Source organism: Legionella gresilensis (assembly GCF_900639865.1).
GTDB classification, from domain to species: Bacteria; Pseudomonadota; Gammaproteobacteria; order Legionellales; family Legionellaceae; genus Legionella_C; species Legionella_C gresilensis.
In genome coordinates, this window is record NZ_CAAAHX010000001.1 from 275,772 (window position 1) to 295,610 (window position 19,839).

A 19,839-nucleotide genomic window follows, 5' to 3' on the forward strand; every position below is an offset into this window, starting at 1 on the left:
TTGAATCTTTGAGAGCGGATTAATTTGAGTGGAAGTGTTATTGGCTCATCCAATGACATTTAGGTCCTCCTGGCGCATCTGTCAATACAATCTGTCACTCATTGAATAAAAGTCAATAGCCCTTATAATGCTAATAAAGCATTACTTAAAACCGGTTGATCTTTCTCGTTCACAGCTTCAAATAAATTTGATTTCAGCAAAGTATCTTTAACTATAGAAAGAAATTGTTTATCTATAAATTTTTCTTCTAAATTCTGATAATCTTTTAACATTTCATTTATTGCAATCCTAAAAAATGCATTTGACCAGTTTATCGCCTTTTGATAACTTGTCGCCAATAACTTTTCAGAGGTTATAAAATCAGGCTTTAAACTCATTTTTTGGTAAACAATGCATAAAAAAACAGTAATAATAATTGCAAATTTAGCCGAAATTGATGGACAAAAATTATCTTTTTGAGCCTCATAATTTATCGATAATAAAGATCTTGTTGTACGTCTTTGCCATTTGTCAACTAGAATAGGACTTAACCTTGTATCTGTGTATTGACGGAATTGATAAAAATTAAATTGTTTCTCTTCAAAAACTGAAAAATCATGTCGGCCTAAGCCACGATCTGCTTCAACAACTAAATGGGTATTAGGTCCATTTTTTATAAAGCCAACTGTAGCAATATGTGAACCGCCCCAACCTTCTTTAATATAGATCGGAAGAATGATAGGTTTTCCTTGGCTGTACTCCTTATAGAGCTCCTCAGCGTCATAATTTCCTTCCTCCGTATATAAGTTGCGAAGAGAAATATCTAACCATCTTACAACTGAAATTGGCAAATTTCGCCTATTATTAAAATTTGAATAGTTAAAATATAAATCGATAAGAAAGTTCCAAAAAGCTTGCGGATCTTGCATGTCAGTGTGTTTGCATACTGTGCCGTTAGAAAAACTAATTCCTGGAATTTCTAAAAAAAGGGCAATAAATTTTTGTAATTTTATTGACTGAAAGGCGCGATTAGTGGTCTTCAAATTAAGAAAAGGAAGATAGCTAAGTAGCGTCATATCGGTTCTATTTTGTGGCGCATCTTTAAGACGACAGTCCAATTTTACCCCATATTGCAAATAGATATTAAGCATTTGTTGCTTTTTACTTACAGGAGTAAATATAGAGCCAATGCTTTTTTCCAATAAACTTAAGCCATCACCCATCGTTGAGTTTACATCAGCACCGTATCGCAATAATAATTCAGTAATAGTAGGATTCTGGGCATACTCAAACAATAGCTTTGTTCCCCATTCTTTTCTTAAATCTAAAAAAGTTGGATTATTTTGTAATAGATACTCAGCTATCTCGGTGTGTTTATGAGTTAGCGCCACTTCTAGAAATCGGAATAATTGTTGGTAGAAACTATTATTTTTTTCTACTTTATTAAAATAATCTATTAAAAATTTACTTAATTGCTGATTAAATACTGGCTTACTGATTACCTGAACTAAGATATGTCCTATATCTAATGTGCCATTAGGAAATATATCTATCAGAAAATAAAGCAATGCTTCTTTTTCATTTATAGAATGAATAAGTGCGTCATTAACAATTTGCCGATTTGTGATTAACCAGTTCTTTTTTGTGATAAGAAAGTTATATGCGTCATTATAGTTTGGATTTTTAAAGTTAAAAAAAGTGAAAATAGTAGTTAATAGCTCTCTAGGATAGTAAGTAGAGAGGGTATCAATGAGCTGATAAGCTTTAGAATTAAATAGGTAATTAACTAAATTAGTTAAAGCCTGTTGGTCAGGTGGATTTTTGCTGTCTAAAAAACGCTCAATAAGTAATTTTAAAAAAGCTATTTCTTGATCAAACTGAAAAAGATAAACAAAAATAGCAAAATTAATTTTAAAATTCTGCCTAGAAAGCCAATTTAGGGCACTGTCATTTTGGTTGTTATAGGCATTGATAAGCAGAGCTAACTTTTGATTATAGCCTAGTAAGATTTGCTGGCCTTCTAGTTTTACTAAGGCTTTATTATCTTTTGCTTCAATTGCCTCACTAATCAAATTTTCAAGGGCTCTATTTGCCAAACCATTGCGCAACACGACCGCCATAGTGGTTGCAGTTAGCGCTAAGGGACCAAATAAAAAAAAGATTAGTGTAGCACCCACTATACCTAAAATTAATCTCTTCACCGAAAGATTAGAAACAGGAAACATAAACTTCATTATAATTAGCAAGCTAATTTTAAATCGGACAATTATAAATCAATATGATTAAAAATAACAGAAATAGATTTGTAATCTTCTATCTAGCAAAAAAAATGATGTTCAACCTCTGCCTAGGAGCTATAAAATTTGTAGTGCAGATAAGCCACTTTAGTTCTACTTAAAATTTATAATCATCACTTAAATCACCTCTGCTTGTTTGGTGTTTAAAAGAATTAACACCTGTTTTATGTTAAACCTGGATTAATTACAGACTTGCCACCTATATAAGGTTGTAATGCTTTTGGAATATGAATATTGCCATCCTTATCTTGATAGTTTTCCATGATTGCTACTAAAGTACGGCCAACAGCTAATCCCGAGCCATTTAAAGTATGCACTAATTCAATAGAAGAATCGGGCAGTCGATAACGTGCTTTCATACGGCGAGCTTGAAAAGATTCCATATTCGAACAAGAAGAAATTTCTCTATAAGTATTCTGACTGGGTAACCATACTTCTAAATCATACGTTTTAGCAGCACCAGCGCTCATGTCACCTGTACATAATGTGACAACACGATATGGCAGCTCTAAGCGTTGCAAAATAACTTCTGCATGTTGTGTTAATTTCTCAAGCGCCTCATAAGAAGAGTCTCGGGTAGTTACCCATACTAATTCTACTTTCTCAAACTGGTGCTGCCTAATCATGCCTTTTGTATCCCGGCCATATGATCCAGCCTCACTACGAAAACAGGGCGAATGGCAGACATAGCGAATTGGGAGTTTATCAAGAGGCGTAATTGTATTACGAACCGTATTAGTAACCGGAATCTCAGACGTAGAAGTTAAATAAAATTGCTCATCACCCTTTATTTTAAATAAATCATTTTCGAATTTAGGCAATTGTCCTGTACCGAGTAAACTGTCTGCATTAACAATATAAGGTACATAAATCTCATTATACCCATGTTCTTGGGTATGAATATCTAACATAAATTGAATTAATGCTCGATGAAGTCTCGCTAAATCCTGCTTCATGACTACAAAGCGACTGCCAGCTATTTTTACAGCTAATTCAAAATCAAGTAACCCTAAAGCCTCGCCCAGTTCATCATGCGATTTAACAGGAAAATTAAATTGAGGTATCTGTCCCCAGCGCCTTACTTCCACATTTTCTGACTCATCATCACCAACCGGTACTGAGTCATGTGGAATATTAGGCAAAGTTAATAACAAAGCTTCTAATTGATCTAGTATTTGTTCTAGCTCAGCTTTTTTTTGATTTAATTCTTGACCTAAGTTACTGACAGCGTCTAATAAAGAAGAAACATCTTCACCGCGGCTTTTTGCAAAACCAATTTCTTTGGATCGCTGATTACGTTCATTTTGCAATGATTGAGTAGCAACTTGTAGAGACTTACGTTGTTCTTCTAGTTTGATATAAGCATCTACGTCAAATATAAATCCTCGTTTGCCTAATTGCCTTGCAACTTGCTCAGGATTCTCACGTAATAAATGCGGATCTAACATCGCTTTACCTCAATTTCTTCTTATTTAGTCAATAGACATGTCCGCAAGCCAATGTAAAACACGTCCTGGCTCTAACTGGTCACGAAAATGACTTAAAATGTTATCTACAATACTAGGCTCATCACAGAATTCAATAATCATGGGTAAGCTTAAATGCATATCCATTATTTTAGCTTCACGCAACTTACCTGAATGGCCAAAACCTTTAATACCCCGAAATATAGTAGCGCCGTTAACTTTATTTTGATGTAAATAATTATAAATGGACATTAATAAAGGTGAGTCCTCACTTAAATAAATACGTGCAACTTTCACTTGCATTATAAGCTTCCTCCAACCCACCGGCCAATATGTACACCTAAAAAGGCTAATGATAAAGAAAAGATATTGTTTAGTAAAATATTTGTCCAGGCAATCAAACTACTTCCACTTTCAAACAGAGCCCAAGTTTCCCAAGAGAAACTCGAAAAGGTCGTATAAGCACCTAAAAATCCTATAACTAAAAATAGTCGCCAAAGATCACTTACAGCAAAGCGCTCTAAAAGTACGATCATTATAAAACCAGCTAAGAAGGAGCCAATACTATTAACAATTAATGTACCAAAGGGGAAACGCAAACCAAGTATGGTTTGTGCTAAGGTCACACTTCCAAAACGTGCAAGTGCACCCAGAGCACCTCCTAAGGCAACTATAATAATACTAATCATAATATTATCTAACGATGCCACGCGATGAGTTATTTAAGGCATCAATCATAGGAATGACTTCCGGGCAATCTTGCTGCATGACTTCTAATTCTGCCACAGCTTGTTGTACAGTTAGCCCTTTACGAAAAATTATTTTATATGCTCGCCGTAGATAGTCTATTGCAGCCGATGAAAAACCTCTTCTTCTAAGTCCTACCGTGTTAATACCACAAGCTGACGTTGTATGGCCGGCAATCATAACATAGGGTAATACGTCTTTAGTCACATACGTTGCACGGGCAACAAAAGCATAAGCACCAACATGACAAAATTGATGAATTGCTGCATAAGCGCCAATAATGGCATAGTCATTAAGAATGACATGTCCTGATAAGGCAGAATAATTAACCATAATAGTATAGTTTCCTACTACACAATCATGACCTACATGTGAATAAGCCATAAAAAAATTATGATTACCTATACTTGTTAACCCACCACCTTTTACGGTGCCACGGCTTATCATGCAATATTCACGAATGATATTATTATCGCCAATTTCTAGACGAGTTGGCTCACCTTTATAAGTTACATCTTGAGGCTCATCACCAATTGAAGAAAATTGGAAAATTTTATTATTTTTACCTATTACCGTTGGGCCTTGTATAACCACATGCGGCCCAATCCAGGTGCCTTCTCCAATTTCAACATCAGCACCAATGTAGCTACCTGGCCCTACTGATACTCCTTCTGCTAATTTTGCAGATGGATGGATCATTGCACGTTCATCTATCACTTTTCACTTCCTTCGCTGCGCTCATTAAATCTGCGGAACAGGCAAGCTTATCACCCACAAATGCCTCACCATGCATACGCCAAAAATCACGTTTTTGACCAATTAATCTAACTTCAAGCCGAAGTTGATCACCAGGCGTAACAATTTGTTTAAATTTAGCATTGTCAATTCCTGCAAAAAAATATAGAAATTCATGTCCTTCTTTAGGCTGACGAGATAAATTTGATAAAATAGCACTCGCCTGAGCTAATGCCTCAAGCATCATGACGCCAGGCATAATAGGATTTCCTGGAAAATGTCCCATAAAAAAAGGTTCATTAATCGTTACATTTTTAATAGCAATTAAATAATCTAACTCTTTATATTCCATTACTCTATCAACCAGAATAAAGGGATAGCGATGTGGTAATAATTCAAGAACTCTTATTATGTCTATAGGTTCATTCATATGCTATCTCTCACTTAATCAAATTATCTGAACTGTTAACAAACTTGGGCGTTTACCTTTGATGCATGAGGCTTAAAGTATACATCCTGCATTAGACTCCTACGAAACTACCATTGGTGGCCAATCTCAAATGAAAAAGTGCTTTAAAGCCTGTCTCCATGTAGATGGAGATGCTCATGTACTTTAAGTACACTGTGCTTGTTCAACGCTTTTTCGTTCGACCTTACCACTAACAGTTTCGTAAGAAGTCTATTTTTATTATTAGTCACAATAATAGCATTAGACTTATAATGAACCAACCATAACTATTAAATTTATTTATATTAAATTTCAATAACTTACGTTTATAATATACAACTATCCAGGTATCATTAAGTAGATTTAATCAATTTAAATTATTCATGACAAAAAAATTATAAACCTTACGAATCTTTGCTGATTAAAAACTGGGCTTTAATAAAAAATAAGGCAAACGTTGTAGCAGTTAATTCGAATAACTGCTACGTATAATTTACATATACACTTGTTAACCAATAAATTTAATTAATTTCTTTAACCACTTGCTCAGTGATATCTAACTTAGAAGTACTGAAAGGGGCAGCATCTTTTTGCAGTACAAGATCATATTTTGCAGTTTCAGCTATTTTAGAAATGGCCTTTCTAATTTTTGCATAGAGATCTTCCATTGCCTCATTATGGGCAGTGCTTAACTCTTGCTGATATTGTTGTCCTTCGCGCTCAAACCGTTGCTGAGTCGCTACAATTTTCTTTTCTAATTCTTTTTTCTGATTCTGGCTCATTATAGCGCTATCACGCTTAAATTTTTCCATGTCTTTTTTTAAATCATCTTCCATCGCTACTAATTTATCGCGACGAGGCTTAAATTCTTTCTCTAATTTTTGTTGAATTGACTTCATTTGATTAGATGTTTGCATAATCTTTTGTAAATCAACTATAGCAATTCTTGCCTCATCAGCAAATGCCGTTAAAGTCCCTAAACACATGAGGATCGCAGTAAGAAAACTACTAACACGCTTCATAATTTTTCTCCAGTTTGAAAGACGACCATGCTAACATAATTCACTCTATCTTGCGAAGATATAGCTTACAAAATATAGCTAGTTTATAAGGTTTCTTTAAGACTTTATAATAAGAAGCCAAACAAATTTGTTACTTTACTATTAGCGTTCTTGCATATTCTACGTCTTTTACTTTATTACTGCGTTGTAAACGTTTCTGCGGTGCTCCTACGCTATGTAAACTCCGCTCCTCGAAACATTTACGCCTTGCACTCAAATAAAATTTACACGTTAGGCAAGAACTCTATTGTCTTTTAAAATGCTGATGACAAAGTAAATTGAAATACTTGCGTTTCATCGCCTGGCTGTTTATTTATTGGCTGAGCGACACTGAAAGCTAAAGGCCCAAATGGCGATCGCCACTCGAGAGATAACCCAGCGGAGTAACGTATCGGGCCGGAATCTGTCCCTGTCAATAAGGGTGGAATTCCACGCGCAAATACATTACCTGCGTCTATAAACGCAGTTGTTCTAATCGTCTCTCTGCTAAGTGGGTAAGGTAAAATTAATCCTAAACTACCATTCACTAAGAAATTAGCACCTAATCCTCGGCCATAAATATCTTTTGGTCCTAACGTGTAACTTTGAAAGCCCCTTACCATACCAGGTTGTGAAATACCACCTGCATAAAAGTTTTCAAAAAATGGCAAGACATCTTTATTAAAGCCATTTCCATAACCTATGTTACCGAATGCTGATAAGATAAACCCACGTAAAAGTGGCTGATATAGATGAGCTGAATATGTTGCTTTGTAATAAGAGAGAGAGTCTGAATCAGCTGGAAGTGCAACTAATCCAGTAAGTTGTTGATTTAAACCTCGCGTTGGGTATGGAAATTGATCATAGGTATTCCGATTCCAACCACCTGTTAAGCGAATTTCATTAAAGTTACGTCCATATAGATTAATAAAGTTTCGAATCTGAGGAACAACACCTACTGATTTGACGTTTAAATTTTGAAAACCATAACCCAATTGCAGATTACTTACATCACTTAAGGCAACATTGTAACTCACATCGCCACCAATACGATCAGCTGAATAAGAGCTTACATCTAATTTATCAGGATCAACTCGCTGGTAATAAAAGTTAAAACCTCTACCTATGCCAGTCTTTGTATAAAACGGATTATAGTAGTTAAACGAATATTCTTGTCCCCAATAACTTGCATTAAAATTTAAACCGACTGCTCGGCCTGTGCCCATAAAGTTATGCTGATTAAAAGCGGCATTAAATTGAGGCCCATTAGTACCATAACCAAAAGATGCACTTGCTTCAGCTGAAGGCGCTTCTTCAACTTGTACATCTAAGTCAACCTGATTATTTGCACCAGGTACAGGATTTGTTGCAATATTAATATTCTTTAAATAACCAAGAAGGCGTAATCTTCGCTCTGATTCTTTAATATTATGTAACGATAATAAAGCACCTTCATCTTGGCGGATAATATCACGTAAAACATAATCCGCTGTTTTTGTATTACCATGAAAATTAATACGTCTTACATAAACATGTCGGCCTGGATCTACAATAAAATTGAGAAAAACAGTTTTATTTTCTTCATCTATTTTAGGTTCGGCATTAATAGCTGGAAAACCAAAACCCTGATCACCTAGGGCCAAGCCAATTGCCGAAATACTCTCAGTAACCTTTTTACGTGAGAACACGTCGCCTTTTCTAATCTGCACTAAAGAGGCTATTTTCTCTTTAGGTAAAATAGTTCGCCCTATAACCTCATAACCTGCAAACCGATATTGAGGCCCTTCATCAATATGAATATTAATAAAAACATCTTTTTTATCAGGTGATAACATCACCTGCGAGGAAATAATATTAAACTTTAAATAGCCTCGATCTAGATAAAAAGAACGTAAAGCTTCTAAAGAAGCATCCATTGCTGATTTAGCGTATTGGTCTTTTTTAGAAAAATAGGTAAACACGTTACTTGTTGATAAAGACATCTGAGAGAGTAATTCACCACTTGAGAAATCATGATTACCTATAAATTTAATTTCCCGAATACGGGAAACCCGTCCTTCCGAAATTGTTACTGTAATGGCAACTCGATTTTCTGTTAGTGATGTAATTTTAGTATTGATGAAGGAATTATACTTACCACGAGCATTGTAGGCTTGTTTAAGCTCTTTCTCTAATCTTTCTAACGCAGAACGTTGAAACACTCGCCCCTTTACTAAATTCATCTGCTTTAAAAGTTCCTTCATCTTATCTGAAGGGATTTCTTTATTACCAACCACCTCTATTGAGCCAATCGTGGCACGTTCAATAACATTTACAATTAAGGTATTACCCTGTCTTTCTAAAGAAACAGATTGGAAAAAACCAGTATCATATAGGGCTCTAATAATTTCGCCTGTCGTATCAGGCCCTACTTCCTCACCAACTTGTATAGGTAAATAATTTAAAACTGTTCCAACCGTTACACGTTTTAAGCCTACGACTTTAATGTCACGCACTACAAAACCATCTGCGTGAGCATGTATTGACCATGCCAACATAGTTGAACAGAAAACACTTAATACTCTTTTTTTACTGACTTTCTTCATTATTATTTTACGTCCAGCACATCATTAAAATGATTGGTTTCGAATTTACTTCACTTTATTTATTTTAAAAATAGTCCTTAAGATTTGCCTTCCTTTTATAGGAACTCATTAGCTCTGTCAAGAAAAGTCGAGATCACTTATGTAATAATCTTGAAATATCATTGCTTAATCCGAGACACATTAAACCAACTAATAAAACTAAACCTATACTAAATCCAACTGATTTGGCCTGTTCAGATAAAGGTTGACCACGGATAAATTCAATTAAATAATATAACAGATGTCCGCCATCAAGCATTGGAATAGGCAATAAATTAAGCACGCCTAAACTAATACTGACAAGGGCTAGAAATGATAGATAATAAGTAAAACCACCTCTTCCTGATTCACCAGCCCCTTGAGCGATGCCCACTGGACCACTAATATTCTGTAAATCAAGCTTACCGGTAAAAAACCGTGCCATCAATGAAAAGGTTGTTTTAATTAAAGTAACTGTTTGAGTAAATGATGTCCCAATTGCTTTTAAAGGTGACTCATGTTCATATCTAAGCAATTGCTTTGGCCATTCAACTTTTTGTGAGCGCACACCTATAAAGCCACTAGAATGACCATCTTTCTCTAAATTACCAATAGTGAGGTTAACAGGTAAAATCCCCTTTCCACGCAATACGCTTAAAGTAATAGATTTATTTGGGTTCTTTAAAACATAGTCTACTAAGATAAGCCAATCATCTAAGGGTTTCCCATTAAGTTCTTTAATGAAATCACCTTTCTGTAAACCAGACTTTTGGGCTGGTGAGCCTGGCATAACCTCTCCTACTATTGGCGGTATTTTTGGAATAAACGGCACAATACCTAAACCTGCTAATGGATCTGGGTTTTTATTATCAAATTTCCAGTTAGAAAGAGGTAAAATGACTGTTCGTTGTTCACCAGTTTTGAGTGCTTTTATTGATAACTTAACTGATTCATCGCTAGCAATTAAAGGCATTAATGCATATTGAAAATCGCGCCAACTCTTTATAGGTGTATCGTTGAAAGCAACGATCTCTTCCTGAGCTGTTATACCTGCAAGTGCTGCAGGACTACCTGGTTTTACTGTATCGATTATAGGGGCTAAAGAATAGATACCAATAATTAAAACGAGCCATAAGGCTATAAAAGCAAATAAAAAATTAAAAATTGGACCTGCTGCAACAATAGCCGTACGCGCAAGAATTGATTTATTATTAAAAGCAAGATGCCGCTCCTCTTTAGGAACTTCTTCTTCGCTTTCATCAAGCATTTTGACGTAACCGCCTAAAGGTAATAAAGACCATACGTACTCTGTTCCATGCTTACCTCGCCACCTTGCAAGCACTTTACCAAACCCAAATGAGAAACGTAATACTTTTACACCACACATACGAGCAACCAGAAAATGTCCATACTCATGGACGGTAATGAGTATGACAAGAGCGATAATAAAATAGAATACGGTAAGAAGCATAGCTATATTCCTGGTGCAAAAATTTGCATGCCAAAATAAAAGAATGGCACAGCAGCTATTAGGCTATCTAACCTATCAAGTATACCGCCATGGCCAGGTAACAGATGACCTGTATCTTTAATTTGTCTGCGCCGCTTTAACATGCTAATAAAAAGATCACCAAATAAAGCAATTAAAGTGATACCTAATGCAATAATAAACCAATTAGCAATTATCTTAGGGTAGAAAATGAAATAACCTATGATAGATACTAATAAAGTTAATAAAAAACCACCTATAAAACCTTCTATTGTCTTACCAGGACTGACAGCAGGAATTAGCTTATGTCGTCCAATATATTTTCCCATTAAATAAGCACCTATATCTGCTGCCCATACAAGGAATAAAAGATAGACAATAAGTGAACGTCCCTTATTCATTGCAAAAATAGCCATTAAACCTTGACCAAACAACGGTAATAATAGAAGACCTAATAAAGTGACTATACTAGAATGTGCCCACACCTTTTGTAATTTTGGATAGCGTTGTATGAATATAAAAATTAAAAGCCATACTACTAAACCTAAGTAAAGCCAATAATTATAGAACCAACGCATGACAAAAAAGAGAATGACAACACTCACTATAAAACTTAACTTAGTGAAAATGCGCGAAGCAGGAACTAATTGCAACCATTCTAAACTACAGCCTATAACTAATAAAAGTATGACACTACTTAATATCCAATAACTACTATAATAAATTCCAATCAGTACTAAAGGGATTAATATTAAGGTAGTCAACAACCTTTGTCTAAACATGCTCTATCTCATTTAGTTGTTGAGAAGTTTTACCAAAACGACGCTCACGTTGTCCAAAATTAGATAACGCTTTTTCAAATTCTTCTGCTGTAAAATCAGGCCAGTATGTTTGAGTAAAATATAATTCTGTATATGCTAATTGCCAAAGAAAAAAATTACTAATTCTTTGCTCACCACTTGTGCGAATAAATAAATCTGGTTCAGGTAAATTACCAGTACTTAAATGATTAGCAAACATATCTTCATCGATAGCGTCAATTACAATATTTCCAGTGAGTACCTCTTTAGTAACGGACTTTACAGCATTTATAATATCCCAGCGGCCACCATAATTAATGACAACATTTAAAGTTAAGCGCTCATTTTTAGCCGTAAGGTCCTCAGCGCGCTGCATTTGTTTTCGCAAAGATGTAGATAACGTTTCCCTAATTCCACTAAAACGCAAGCATACTTTATGTTGATGTAACTCTTTAACTTCCTGATCTAATGCTTTTAAAAACAAACCCATAAGAAAATCAATTTCCTTTTCTGGACGGGCCCAATTTTCACTGCTAAATGCAAATAAGCTTAGTACAGGAATATTATGCTGTAGGCAACAATGGATTATAGTCTTAACGGTTTCTACACCTGCACGATGGCCTTCAAAACGTAATAAACCTCGTGTTTCAGCCCAACGTCCATTGCCATCCATTACAATAGCTACATGCTTGGGTAATTTATTATTCAACCAAATTCTTCCAATAACTACGGATGTATCTAGTTTAACCGCTTTGCATTAAAATATTAAGTACTAAACTAATTCAATCACTTGAACTTCAATAAAACTTCAAACCAAATATTATTGGCTTTTCTAAATTAATTAATTCAAACCACACTAAATTAATAAATGGAGAATTTTTATTAGCCTTATAATAGATGTTATTAATAAGATAAAATAAGGTCCTTACTTTATACTAGAGCTCTACTCTTTTCGCACAGTCCTTATACGTTTATACTTACAGCTTGCATTCAAATATTAAAATACCTGTAAAGTCTATTTTAGTCATTAATATCACTTATATTAATTTAGCCTTGGAGTTTATAATGTTTCAGCGAAAGCCTTTAGTTCTAATGATTCTTGATGGCTGGGGTTATCGAGAAGAAAAATTACATAATGCGATAGCTGCTGCAAAGACTCCTCAATGGGATACGTGGTGGAAAAATTATCCGCATATGCTATTAAATGCGTGTGGAAAGAATGTTGGCTTACCAGATTTACAAATGGGTAATTCTGAAGTTGGACATATGCATATTGGCGCTGGCCGAATAATTTATCAGGATTTTACTCGCATTAATGAAACAATTGATCAAGGTGAATTTACAAATAGCCCTACTTTGGTGAATGTTGTTAATGATATGAAGCAAACTGACCATGCTCTTCATGTTATGGGTTTGTTATCACCTGGCGGTGTCCATAGCCATGAAAATCACCTATTTGCCTTTCTTGCCTTATGTAAAGAGTTAAATTTTGATAATGTTTATTTACATTTATTCTTAGATGGCCGCGATACACCTCCACAAAGTGCTATAAATAGTATACTTGCTCTTAATGCATGTTTAGCTAAATACCCGGTAGCAACGATTGCCTCTATTACTGGGCGTTACTTTGCTATGGATAGAGATAAGCGCTGGGAGCGTATTGCTCCTGTTTATCACTTATTAACCGAAGGCAAAGCAGAGAGAACCTTTCTTGACGCAACTACGGCTATTCGAGCATTCTATAAAGAGCAAAAGTATGATGAATTTATCCCTCCAACAATCATTGGAACAGCGCGGCCTATTGAAAATGGTGACTCTATTTTCTTTTTTAATTTTCGCGCCGATCGCGCTCGCCAGCTTACTCAGGCTTTTATCGCTCCTGATTTTAATTTTTTTAATCAGACAGTAAAGCCGCACTTAGCTCATTTTGTTAGTATGACAACTTATGCAAAGAACTTATCAACGGAAGTCGCTTTCCCACCTATACAAATGCGTAATACTTTTGGTGAAGTAATAGCAGCCCAGGGTTTAAGTCAACTTCGCATTGCTGAAACTGAAAAATATGCTCATGTCACTTTCTTCTTTAATGGTGGTTCAGAACAAGTCTTTACAAATGAGGATCGTATTTTAATTCCTTCTCCTCGTATTCCCACTTACGACTTAATGCCTGAAATGAGCGCTCCAGAACTAACCCAAGCACTTGTCGATGCGATTAATAGTGATGATTATGATGTGATAATCTGCAACTATGCGAATGCTGATATGGTTGGCCATACGGGAGATTTTAATGCTACAGTGCGTGCTATAGAGTGTTTAGATCGATGTATGCAGAAAGTAGGTCAAGCTGTTTTAGATAAGCAAGGTGCTTTATTTATTACAGCTGATCATGGCAATGCTGAGATGATGTTTGATACAACTAATAATCAAGCCTACACAGCACATACTTGTCAACCTGTTCCTCTTTTATTTGTTGGTAAGGATTGGTATTTTAAAGAAGCTCATGGTAGCTTAATAGATATTGCTCCATCTTTATTAGCTTGGCTTGAAATAGATAAACCTATTGAAATGACAGGTAAGTCATTATTAACAAAATTAGATTAATCGCTTATAACGATTAATTGCTCAGCTCAGTACTATGGATAATTAAGTGATGGCCAATAATTTCTCTATATTTAGCAAAAAATATCATTTTTTGTTCATCTTACTGATCTTGCCCTTTATTAATTGCTCATTTGCCACTAATACTCAATCTATTACTGAAACCCAAAATAAGTTAAAGCAATTAACTAATCGCATTAACAAACTTAAACAAAATCTTACCAATGCATCTGATAAAAAAAGTATTCTAAATCGAGAGCTTGCTAAAACAGAGAAAAAAATCGACGCCAATTTACAGAAATTACAGCTTACTGAACAAGAATTAACCGCTAAACAACAAAAAATCAATGGCCTATCTCAACAAATTAATGAGACTAATCAGCTTTTACGTTATCAACAGAAATTATTAGCTGAACATATTCGAATACGCTATAAAACTGGTGAATACCAGCCGCTTAAATGGATAATTAATCAAAATGATTTCTTAGCCATTAGTCGATTACTTACTTATCATCAGTATTTAGCTTCTTCACGTCGACAAATAATTGCTAAAATGACTGTCACTAAAACTAACCTAGGACATAATCAAGCTAAATTAAAGATAGAGCTGGAAACAAAACGTGCTTTACAAAAGCAGCTTGCAGCCTTTCAGGAAAAATTAAAACGTAATAAAGAGTATCAATCGTTCGTTATTCAAAACTTAAATGATGATATTCAAACAAAGCAACAATCGTTATTAGAATATGAACATAATAAGGAAAATTTAGCAAAATTATTAACTAGTTTAAATGAACAAGCTACAAGTTTCACCCAGGCAGCACGACCCTTTACCTATATGCGCCATAAATTGCAGCTACCTGTACATACTGATAAAAATAATTATCAAAAAATGAATCAAGGTATTACTTTTTTTGCTGCTGAAGGAACCCCAGTTTATGCTATTTATTCAGGAAAAATTGTTTTCAGTGATTGGTTAAATGGCTATGGCTTATTACTAATCATTGATCATGGACAGGGGTTCATGAGTTTATATGCACATAACCAAACTTTATATAAAAAACAAGGCACTATTGTTCAAATTGGTGAGCAAATAGCAGCTGTAGGTCATACAGGTGGAGTCAAGCAAAACGGGCTATACTTTGAGATAAGACAACATGGTAAAGCTGTTCCACCGTTTGGATGGTTATCGTAAGTTAAAAAATCAATCAATAATCCACAATAATTTATACAAAAGTTACTATAATTACCCAATATAAAAAAATTAAAATAACTTTTGCTGCCTAAATGAACTACTGGCATCTATATTGCTTTCCACTTTATATAGAGAAAGTTATAGCAAAATGACTATAGTTTATAAATAAATGCTTTGAAAACTGGAAAGTAGCTTAAGCTAAGCTTTCCTAGGAGAGATGATATGTCAATAAATCGGTGGTATTCGGGTATTTTAGCAGCACTATTAACAAGTACTTCTTTATTGCCTCTACCTCTTTTGGCAGCCGCAGAATCAACTTCTAATACAGAACAATCCACACCTACAAGAATACCTATGGAAGATGTACAACGATTTTCAAATGCAATTAGTGAAATAAAAAAATATTATGTAAAGCCAGTGGATGATAAAAAGCTCTTTGATAATGCTATTCGAGGTATGTTAACAGGCTTAGATCCTCATTCTGATTATTTAGATGAAAATGAATTCAAAGAATTGCAGACTTCTACTTCAGGAGAATTTGGTGGCCTTGGCATTGAGGTCACTATGGAAGATGGGGTAATCAAAGTCGTTACTCCCCTTGTTGATACACCTGCTTTTCGAGCTGGCATTAAAGCAGGCGACTATATCATTAAGCTAGGTAACCGCTCCGTACAAGGTATTAGTTTAAAGGACGCAGTAGAATTAATGCGTGGTAAAGAAGGCTCAACAATTGATCTTACTATTTTGCGCAAAGGGGAAACTAAGCCATTAATTTTTTCCTTAGTTCGTGAAAAAATTGTAATTAAAAGCGTCAAAAGTAAATTACTTGATGGAAAATACGGCTATATTCGTTTAACCCAATTTCAAGCGATGACAGGTCAAGATATGGAAAAAGCCATTGCCCAACTTAAGCAAGAAGCTGGTGGTAAACTTAAAGGATTAATTTTAGATTTACGTAATAATCCCGGAGGGTTATTAGATTCTGCTATTCAAATAGCTGATGATTTTATTGACACCACTAAAAAAGGTGAAGAAGAGATGATCGTTTATACGCAAGGAAGACTTCCGGGGTCAAAATTTACAGCCCTTGCTAACCCAGGCGACATTTTAGATAATGCACCGATGGTAGTTCTTATTAATAATGGTTCAGCTTCTGCATCTGAAATTGTTGCTGGCGCTTTAAAAGATAATAAAAGGGCTATTATTGTAGGTACGCAAAGCTTCGGTAAAGGCTCTGTACAAACAGTATTACCACTTGATGATAAGCGAGCTATCAAGTTAACAACTGCGCTCTATTACACCCCTTCTGGCACTTCTATTCAAGCAAAAGGTATTACGCCTGATATTGTTATTGAAGAGGTAGAAGTAGCCAAAGGTGACGATGATAAAAAGTCGATTTTCTCAGGTTTTTCTGAAGCAGATCTAAGTGGCCATTTAGATAATGGCAGTAATACAGAGAAACAACAAAACACACCCGCTGTAGAGGGTAATGAATCTATAAAAGATGATCAAGCATTATTACATGAAGACTATCAACTTTATACCGCACTAACTATCCTTAAAGGCTTAGCTGTAGCTAGAAAATAATCCTTTCTATTGTGCTTATCTAACTAAGATAAGCACAATACGCAACCTAATCAATTTTTTTTAGGCTAATTTGACTAATATATTTGCTAAAAAAGATTCTTTATCTATTAATTTATGGCATAATTACGCTTTTGCGAAGTAGTGACCTTATGCGTTTTATTGTTCTCTTTCTAAGCTTAATAATTATGCAATTTAATTGCTTTGCAAGTGTAGAAGATGTATTTGAGACAATTAAAAAGAACCCTAAAAAACTCTACTCTTTTCTTAAAGCAATGCCTAAAGGTGGCGAACTACATTATCATTTAGCCGGCGGCGCTTATCCTGAGGCAATGCTCGCTTTAGCAGCTCAAAATACTTACTGTATTACCCCAAAAACATTGGTAGTAACTTATCAGCAGGGCTCATGTAATAACCAAGATATTAATATAAGCACCCTCTCACCCAAAAGTAATTTTTATCAAAAAATTATACAAGCGTGGTCTTTTAAAAATTTCAAAGCAGGAAAAATATCAGGTCATGATCACTTTTTTAATTCTTTTCATAAATTTATACCTATCGTTATTATCCAATCAGCCCCTTTACTAGCAAAAGTCATGCAACGGGCCGCTAATCAGCATGAGCTTTATATGGAGATAATGCTGTCAGTTAAAGATTTTAACCAGCCGATTATTAGTAAAGAAGCTATTATCCCAAGTCATTTTAATCAATTAAAAGAACGCTTATTGTCTAATCAAGCATTTAATTCGACTGTACAAGAGATTAGCTCTGAACTAAGTAACTTGTTACCTAATGCTAGAAATTATTTAGGTTGTGATAAGCAACCAGAGCAAGCAGCCTGTCAATTAAAAATTAATTTTCAACTGCATGTTTTACGTGAGCAACCTTTAGCTAAAATTTTCTCGCAAGCTCTTCTTTATTTCACAATTGCTGCAAAGACACCCGAAGTGGTTGCAGTTAATTTAGTTCAAGCAGAAGATGGACCTATCTCTTTAAAAGATTATCATCGTCAGATGCAAATTTTTAATTTTATGCACCAATTATACCCTAAAGTTCATATTGCTTTACATGCTGGAGAGCTTTCTAAAAGTGCTAAGACGCCAGCTTTAAAAACAAACGATCTACGTTTTCATATTAATGAAGCACTTAAGTTGGGGCATGCGGAAAGGATTGGCCATGGGGTTGACATTAAACAGGAAAATAATGCTAATAAACTTATTAAGTATATGGCAATTAATCGTATCCCAGTAGAAATTAACTTAACCAGTAATAGAAAAATTTTAAATGTCTCTAAAGAGCAACATCCCTTTCAATTTTATCTTAAACATCAGGTACCTATTGTACTTTCAACCGATGATGAAGGTGTTTTACGTACTAGCTTAACACAAGAGTATGTTACTGCTATAAAGAACTATGACCTTGACTATCAAACCTTAAAACGCATTAACCACAATGCATTAACCTATAGTTTTTTACCAGGAAAAAGCTTATGGGCAGATTCTGTGAATTTAAAGCCTATAAGCGCTTGCAGAAAGCTAAATAGCACTAGTTGTCTTAATTTCATTAAAACAAGTGAAAAAGCAAAATTACAGAGGAAGTTAGAATTAAAGCTGCAAGTATTTGAAAGAATATATAGCAATTAGGTTACTGTTAATAAATTAATTAGAAATTGCTTAAATACACATTTACTAATTTCATACAGAAGCATTTTAGTTACAGTTAGCCTAGTATAAGGTCCGTTGTTGAGCAGGAACATAGAGTGTTTTATCAAGCATTGTAGAAAGCTCTACTACAACAGCTTTACTTCTAGAAGTAGCAAATAGTCCACGAAAGGTTACCTGTTTGTAAGTAAACTCCTGATCGTCTAAAAGTGTTTTGCATGTCTTTCTTATCTCTACTAGTTGTTCAAAGGCAAGGCCATCACTCTTTTCATATTCTAGTATCTTATCTAATAAATCATAAAGTTTTTTTCTTTTATAATCAGTAGTTTCACTAATAAAATTATATATTTTTCGAACAATAGAGAAATAATAACTGTTTTTAAGTTTTATTAAATAAGTATTTTGATAGATAATTTCTGTATCTTCAGAAGGAAATTTTGAAATAATTTTATCCAATTTATCCCTAAACAATACCGAAAACTCTTCTTTAGTAAGAGGTTTTTGTACTTGTTTACCAGTAAGAATTTTTAATGCTTTTACAGCCGCATTAAAGGATACATCTTTAGGATCACCAGAGGCATTTAAAATAAACTCATACAATTCTCGCTTAGCAGAGCATCGTAAAATTTTAAACAATTCATCAGATGTAAGAATAAGAGAATTAGTCTTTTGAATCAATGATGCAGTCGATGGGGAGCCAGTTAATATCACTTGTTCGCTAATATAATATGGGGAGGTATCTTCAATATCTAATTTTACTGGTTTCCCTTTTGGATAATAATTTTCCCATCCATCATTTGGAAATTTCTTTATTAAATATTTTAATAAATAATTTTTAAAAGATTGCTCATTAAACTTATTTTGAAAAGAGTTTAAATAGGATTGGAAGAGCAATTTCTGATCTTCTTCTTGGGTATGTCTTAGACTTCGAAATAAATTTTCAATTTCCAGACTAAAAGAGTCGCCTTGAGTAAATACATACCAGCTTAAGCTACGGCCACGCTTTTTAAATTGAGCAGCATAATCACTATAGGCGCTCGTGAATACGTCTAAATACTTAGTCATAAATTAATATATATTCATATTGCCTATTGATTGTACTATATCATCCTTAAGGTTAGCTTAAATGGTAATTAATTTTAAAAAGGCAACTAACTAATTAAGACAACAAATTACAATAAAATATTAAATATATATTAA

The 19,839-nt window shown here is 34.4% G+C and carries 16 protein-coding genes; 4 read left to right on the forward strand and 12 right to left on the reverse strand.

The window, feature by feature from the left end; translation table 11 throughout:
- Window positions 1–122 precede the first annotated feature (122 nt).
- From E1P04_RS01190 to uppS, 11 genes are all read right to left on the reverse strand, one after another.
- A complete protein-coding gene (locus E1P04_RS01190) occupies window positions 123–2,204 on the reverse strand; it encodes an ankyrin repeat domain-containing protein (RefSeq protein WP_165482644.1) in 2,082 nt (693 codons plus the stop codon).
- Between the two features lie 236 nt (window positions 2,205–2,440).
- Window positions 2,441–3,724 carry a serine--tRNA ligase gene (gene serS, locus E1P04_RS01195; RefSeq protein ID WP_131781104.1) on the reverse strand — a complete coding sequence of 428 codons (1,284 nt, stop codon included), beginning with the start codon at window positions 3,722–3,724 and terminating at the stop codon, window positions 2,441–2,443.
- Between the two features lie 24 nt (window positions 3,725–3,748).
- Window positions 3,749–4,045 (reverse strand): DUF190 domain-containing protein, encoded by a 297-nt coding sequence (locus E1P04_RS01200; RefSeq protein ID WP_131781105.1) that lies wholly within the window; start codon window positions 4,043–4,045, stop codon window positions 3,749–3,751.
- Window positions 4,045–4,431, reverse strand: a complete 387-nt coding sequence (gene crcB, locus E1P04_RS01205; RefSeq protein WP_131781106.1) for a fluoride efflux transporter CrcB — start codon at window positions 4,429–4,431, stop codon at window positions 4,045–4,047. The genes E1P04_RS01200 and crcB overlap by 1 nt, the downstream gene beginning before the upstream one ends.
- 4 nt (window positions 4,432–4,435) lie before the next feature.
- Window positions 4,436–5,206: an acyl-ACP--UDP-N-acetylglucosamine O-acyltransferase gene (gene lpxA, locus E1P04_RS01210; protein WP_131781107.1), complete on the reverse strand. Its 771-nt coding sequence runs from the start codon at window positions 5,204–5,206 to the stop codon at window positions 4,436–4,438.
- The gene (gene fabZ / locus E1P04_RS01215; RefSeq protein WP_115330256.1) at window positions 5,196–5,654 is read right to left on the reverse strand and encodes a 3-hydroxyacyl-ACP dehydratase FabZ; all 459 of its coding nucleotides are present in this window, start codon (window positions 5,652–5,654) and stop codon (window positions 5,196–5,198) included. The genes lpxA and fabZ overlap by 11 nt, the downstream gene beginning before the upstream one ends.
- A gap of 539 nt (window positions 5,655–6,193) precedes the next feature.
- Window positions 6,194–6,694, reverse strand: coding sequence for an OmpH/Skp family outer membrane protein (locus E1P04_RS01220; protein WP_131781108.1), 501 nt, complete (start codon window positions 6,692–6,694; stop codon window positions 6,194–6,196).
- Between the two features lie 293 nt (window positions 6,695–6,987).
- Window positions 6,988–9,297: an outer membrane protein assembly factor BamA gene (gene bamA, locus E1P04_RS01225; protein WP_131781109.1), complete on the reverse strand. Its 2,310-nt coding sequence runs from the start codon at window positions 9,295–9,297 to the stop codon at window positions 6,988–6,990.
- 133 nt (window positions 9,298–9,430) lie between these two features.
- On the reverse strand, window positions 9,431–10,786 hold the full coding sequence (gene rseP / locus E1P04_RS01230; RefSeq protein WP_131781110.1) for an RIP metalloprotease RseP: 1,356 nt from the start codon (window positions 10,784–10,786) through the stop codon (window positions 9,431–9,433).
- Window positions 10,787–10,788: 2 nt separating this feature from the next.
- Window positions 10,789–11,586 (reverse strand): phosphatidate cytidylyltransferase, encoded by a 798-nt coding sequence (locus E1P04_RS01235; RefSeq protein WP_131781111.1) that lies wholly within the window; start codon window positions 11,584–11,586, stop codon window positions 10,789–10,791.
- Window positions 11,579–12,313 carry an undecaprenyl pyrophosphate synthase gene (gene uppS, locus E1P04_RS01240; protein WP_131781112.1) on the reverse strand — a complete coding sequence of 245 codons (735 nt, stop codon included), beginning with the start codon at window positions 12,311–12,313 and terminating at the stop codon, window positions 11,579–11,581. The genes E1P04_RS01235 and uppS overlap by 8 nt, the downstream gene beginning before the upstream one ends.
- Window positions 12,314–12,669: 356 nt before the next feature.
- Here uppS and gpmI point away from each other — a divergent pair, with 356 nt between their 5' ends.
- The 4 genes from gpmI (at window position 12,670) to E1P04_RS01260 (ending at window position 18,621) form a co-directional block, all read left to right on the forward strand.
- A complete protein-coding gene (gene gpmI / locus E1P04_RS01245) occupies window positions 12,670–14,205 on the forward strand; it encodes a 2,3-bisphosphoglycerate-independent phosphoglycerate mutase (RefSeq protein ID WP_131781113.1) in 1,536 nt (511 codons plus the stop codon).
- 49 nt (window positions 14,206–14,254) lie between these two features.
- Entirely contained in the window at window positions 14,255–15,394 is a 1,140-nt protein-coding gene (locus E1P04_RS01250; RefSeq protein WP_131781114.1) for a murein hydrolase activator EnvC family protein, read from the forward strand.
- A gap of 222 nt (window positions 15,395–15,616) precedes the next feature.
- Window positions 15,617–16,981: a S41 family peptidase gene (locus tag E1P04_RS01255; RefSeq protein WP_131781115.1), complete on the forward strand. Its 1,365-nt coding sequence runs from the start codon at window positions 15,617–15,619 to the stop codon at window positions 16,979–16,981.
- A gap of 149 nt (window positions 16,982–17,130) precedes the next feature.
- Window positions 17,131–18,621, forward strand: coding sequence for an adenosine deaminase family protein (locus E1P04_RS01260; protein ID WP_131781116.1), 1,491 nt, complete (start codon window positions 17,131–17,133; stop codon window positions 18,619–18,621).
- Window positions 18,622–18,702: 81 nt separating this feature from the next.
- Here the strand turns inward: E1P04_RS01260 and E1P04_RS01265 are convergent, their stop codons facing one another.
- Window positions 18,703–19,704 carry a hypothetical protein gene (locus E1P04_RS01265; protein WP_131781117.1) on the reverse strand — a complete coding sequence of 334 codons (1,002 nt, stop codon included), beginning with the start codon at window positions 19,702–19,704 and terminating at the stop codon, window positions 18,703–18,705.
- Window positions 19,705–19,839: the final 135 nt, after the last annotated feature.

Bases quoted from the DNA above. Each gene is read 5' to 3' on its own strand.
- E1P04_RS01190 (WP_165482644.1), bottom strand. From the start codon at position 2,204: ATGTTTCCTGTTTCTAATCTTTCGGTGAAGAGATTAATTTTAGGTATA.
- serS (WP_131781104.1), bottom strand. From the start codon at position 3,724: ATGTTAGATCCGCATTTATTACGTGAGAATCCTGAGCAAGTTGCAAGG.
- E1P04_RS01200 (WP_131781105.1), bottom strand. From the start codon at position 4,045: ATGCAAGTGAAAGTTGCACGTATTTATTTAAGTGAGGACTCACCTTTA.
- crcB (WP_131781106.1), bottom strand. From the start codon at position 4,431: ATGATTAGTATTATTATAGTTGCCTTAGGAGGTGCTCTGGGTGCACTT.
- fabZ (WP_115330256.1), bottom strand. From the start codon at position 5,654: ATGAATGAACCTATAGACATAATAAGAGTTCTTGAATTATTACCACAT.
- E1P04_RS01220 (WP_131781108.1), bottom strand. From the start codon at position 6,694: ATGAAGCGTGTTAGTAGTTTTCTTACTGCGATCCTCATGTGTTTAGGG.
- bamA (WP_131781109.1), bottom strand. From the start codon at position 9,297: ATGAAGAAAGTCAGTAAAAAAAGAGTATTAAGTGTTTTCTGTTCAACT.
- rseP (WP_131781110.1), bottom strand. From the start codon at position 10,786: ATGCTTCTTACCGTATTCTATTTTATTATCGCTCTTGTCATACTCATT.
- E1P04_RS01235 (WP_131781111.1), bottom strand. From the start codon at position 11,586: ATGTTTAGACAAAGGTTGTTGACTACCTTAATATTAATCCCTTTAGTA.
- gpmI (WP_131781113.1), top strand. From the start codon at position 12,670: ATGTTTCAGCGAAAGCCTTTAGTTCTAATGATTCTTGATGGCTGGGGT.
- E1P04_RS01250 (WP_131781114.1), top strand. From the start codon at position 14,255: ATGGCCAATAATTTCTCTATATTTAGCAAAAAATATCATTTTTTGTTC.
- E1P04_RS01255 (WP_131781115.1), top strand. From the start codon at position 15,617: ATGTCAATAAATCGGTGGTATTCGGGTATTTTAGCAGCACTATTAACA.
- E1P04_RS01260 (WP_131781116.1), top strand. From the start codon at position 17,131: ATGCGTTTTATTGTTCTCTTTCTAAGCTTAATAATTATGCAATTTAAT.
- E1P04_RS01265 (WP_131781117.1), bottom strand. From the start codon at position 19,704: ATGACTAAGTATTTAGACGTATTCACGAGCGCCTATAGTGATTATGCT.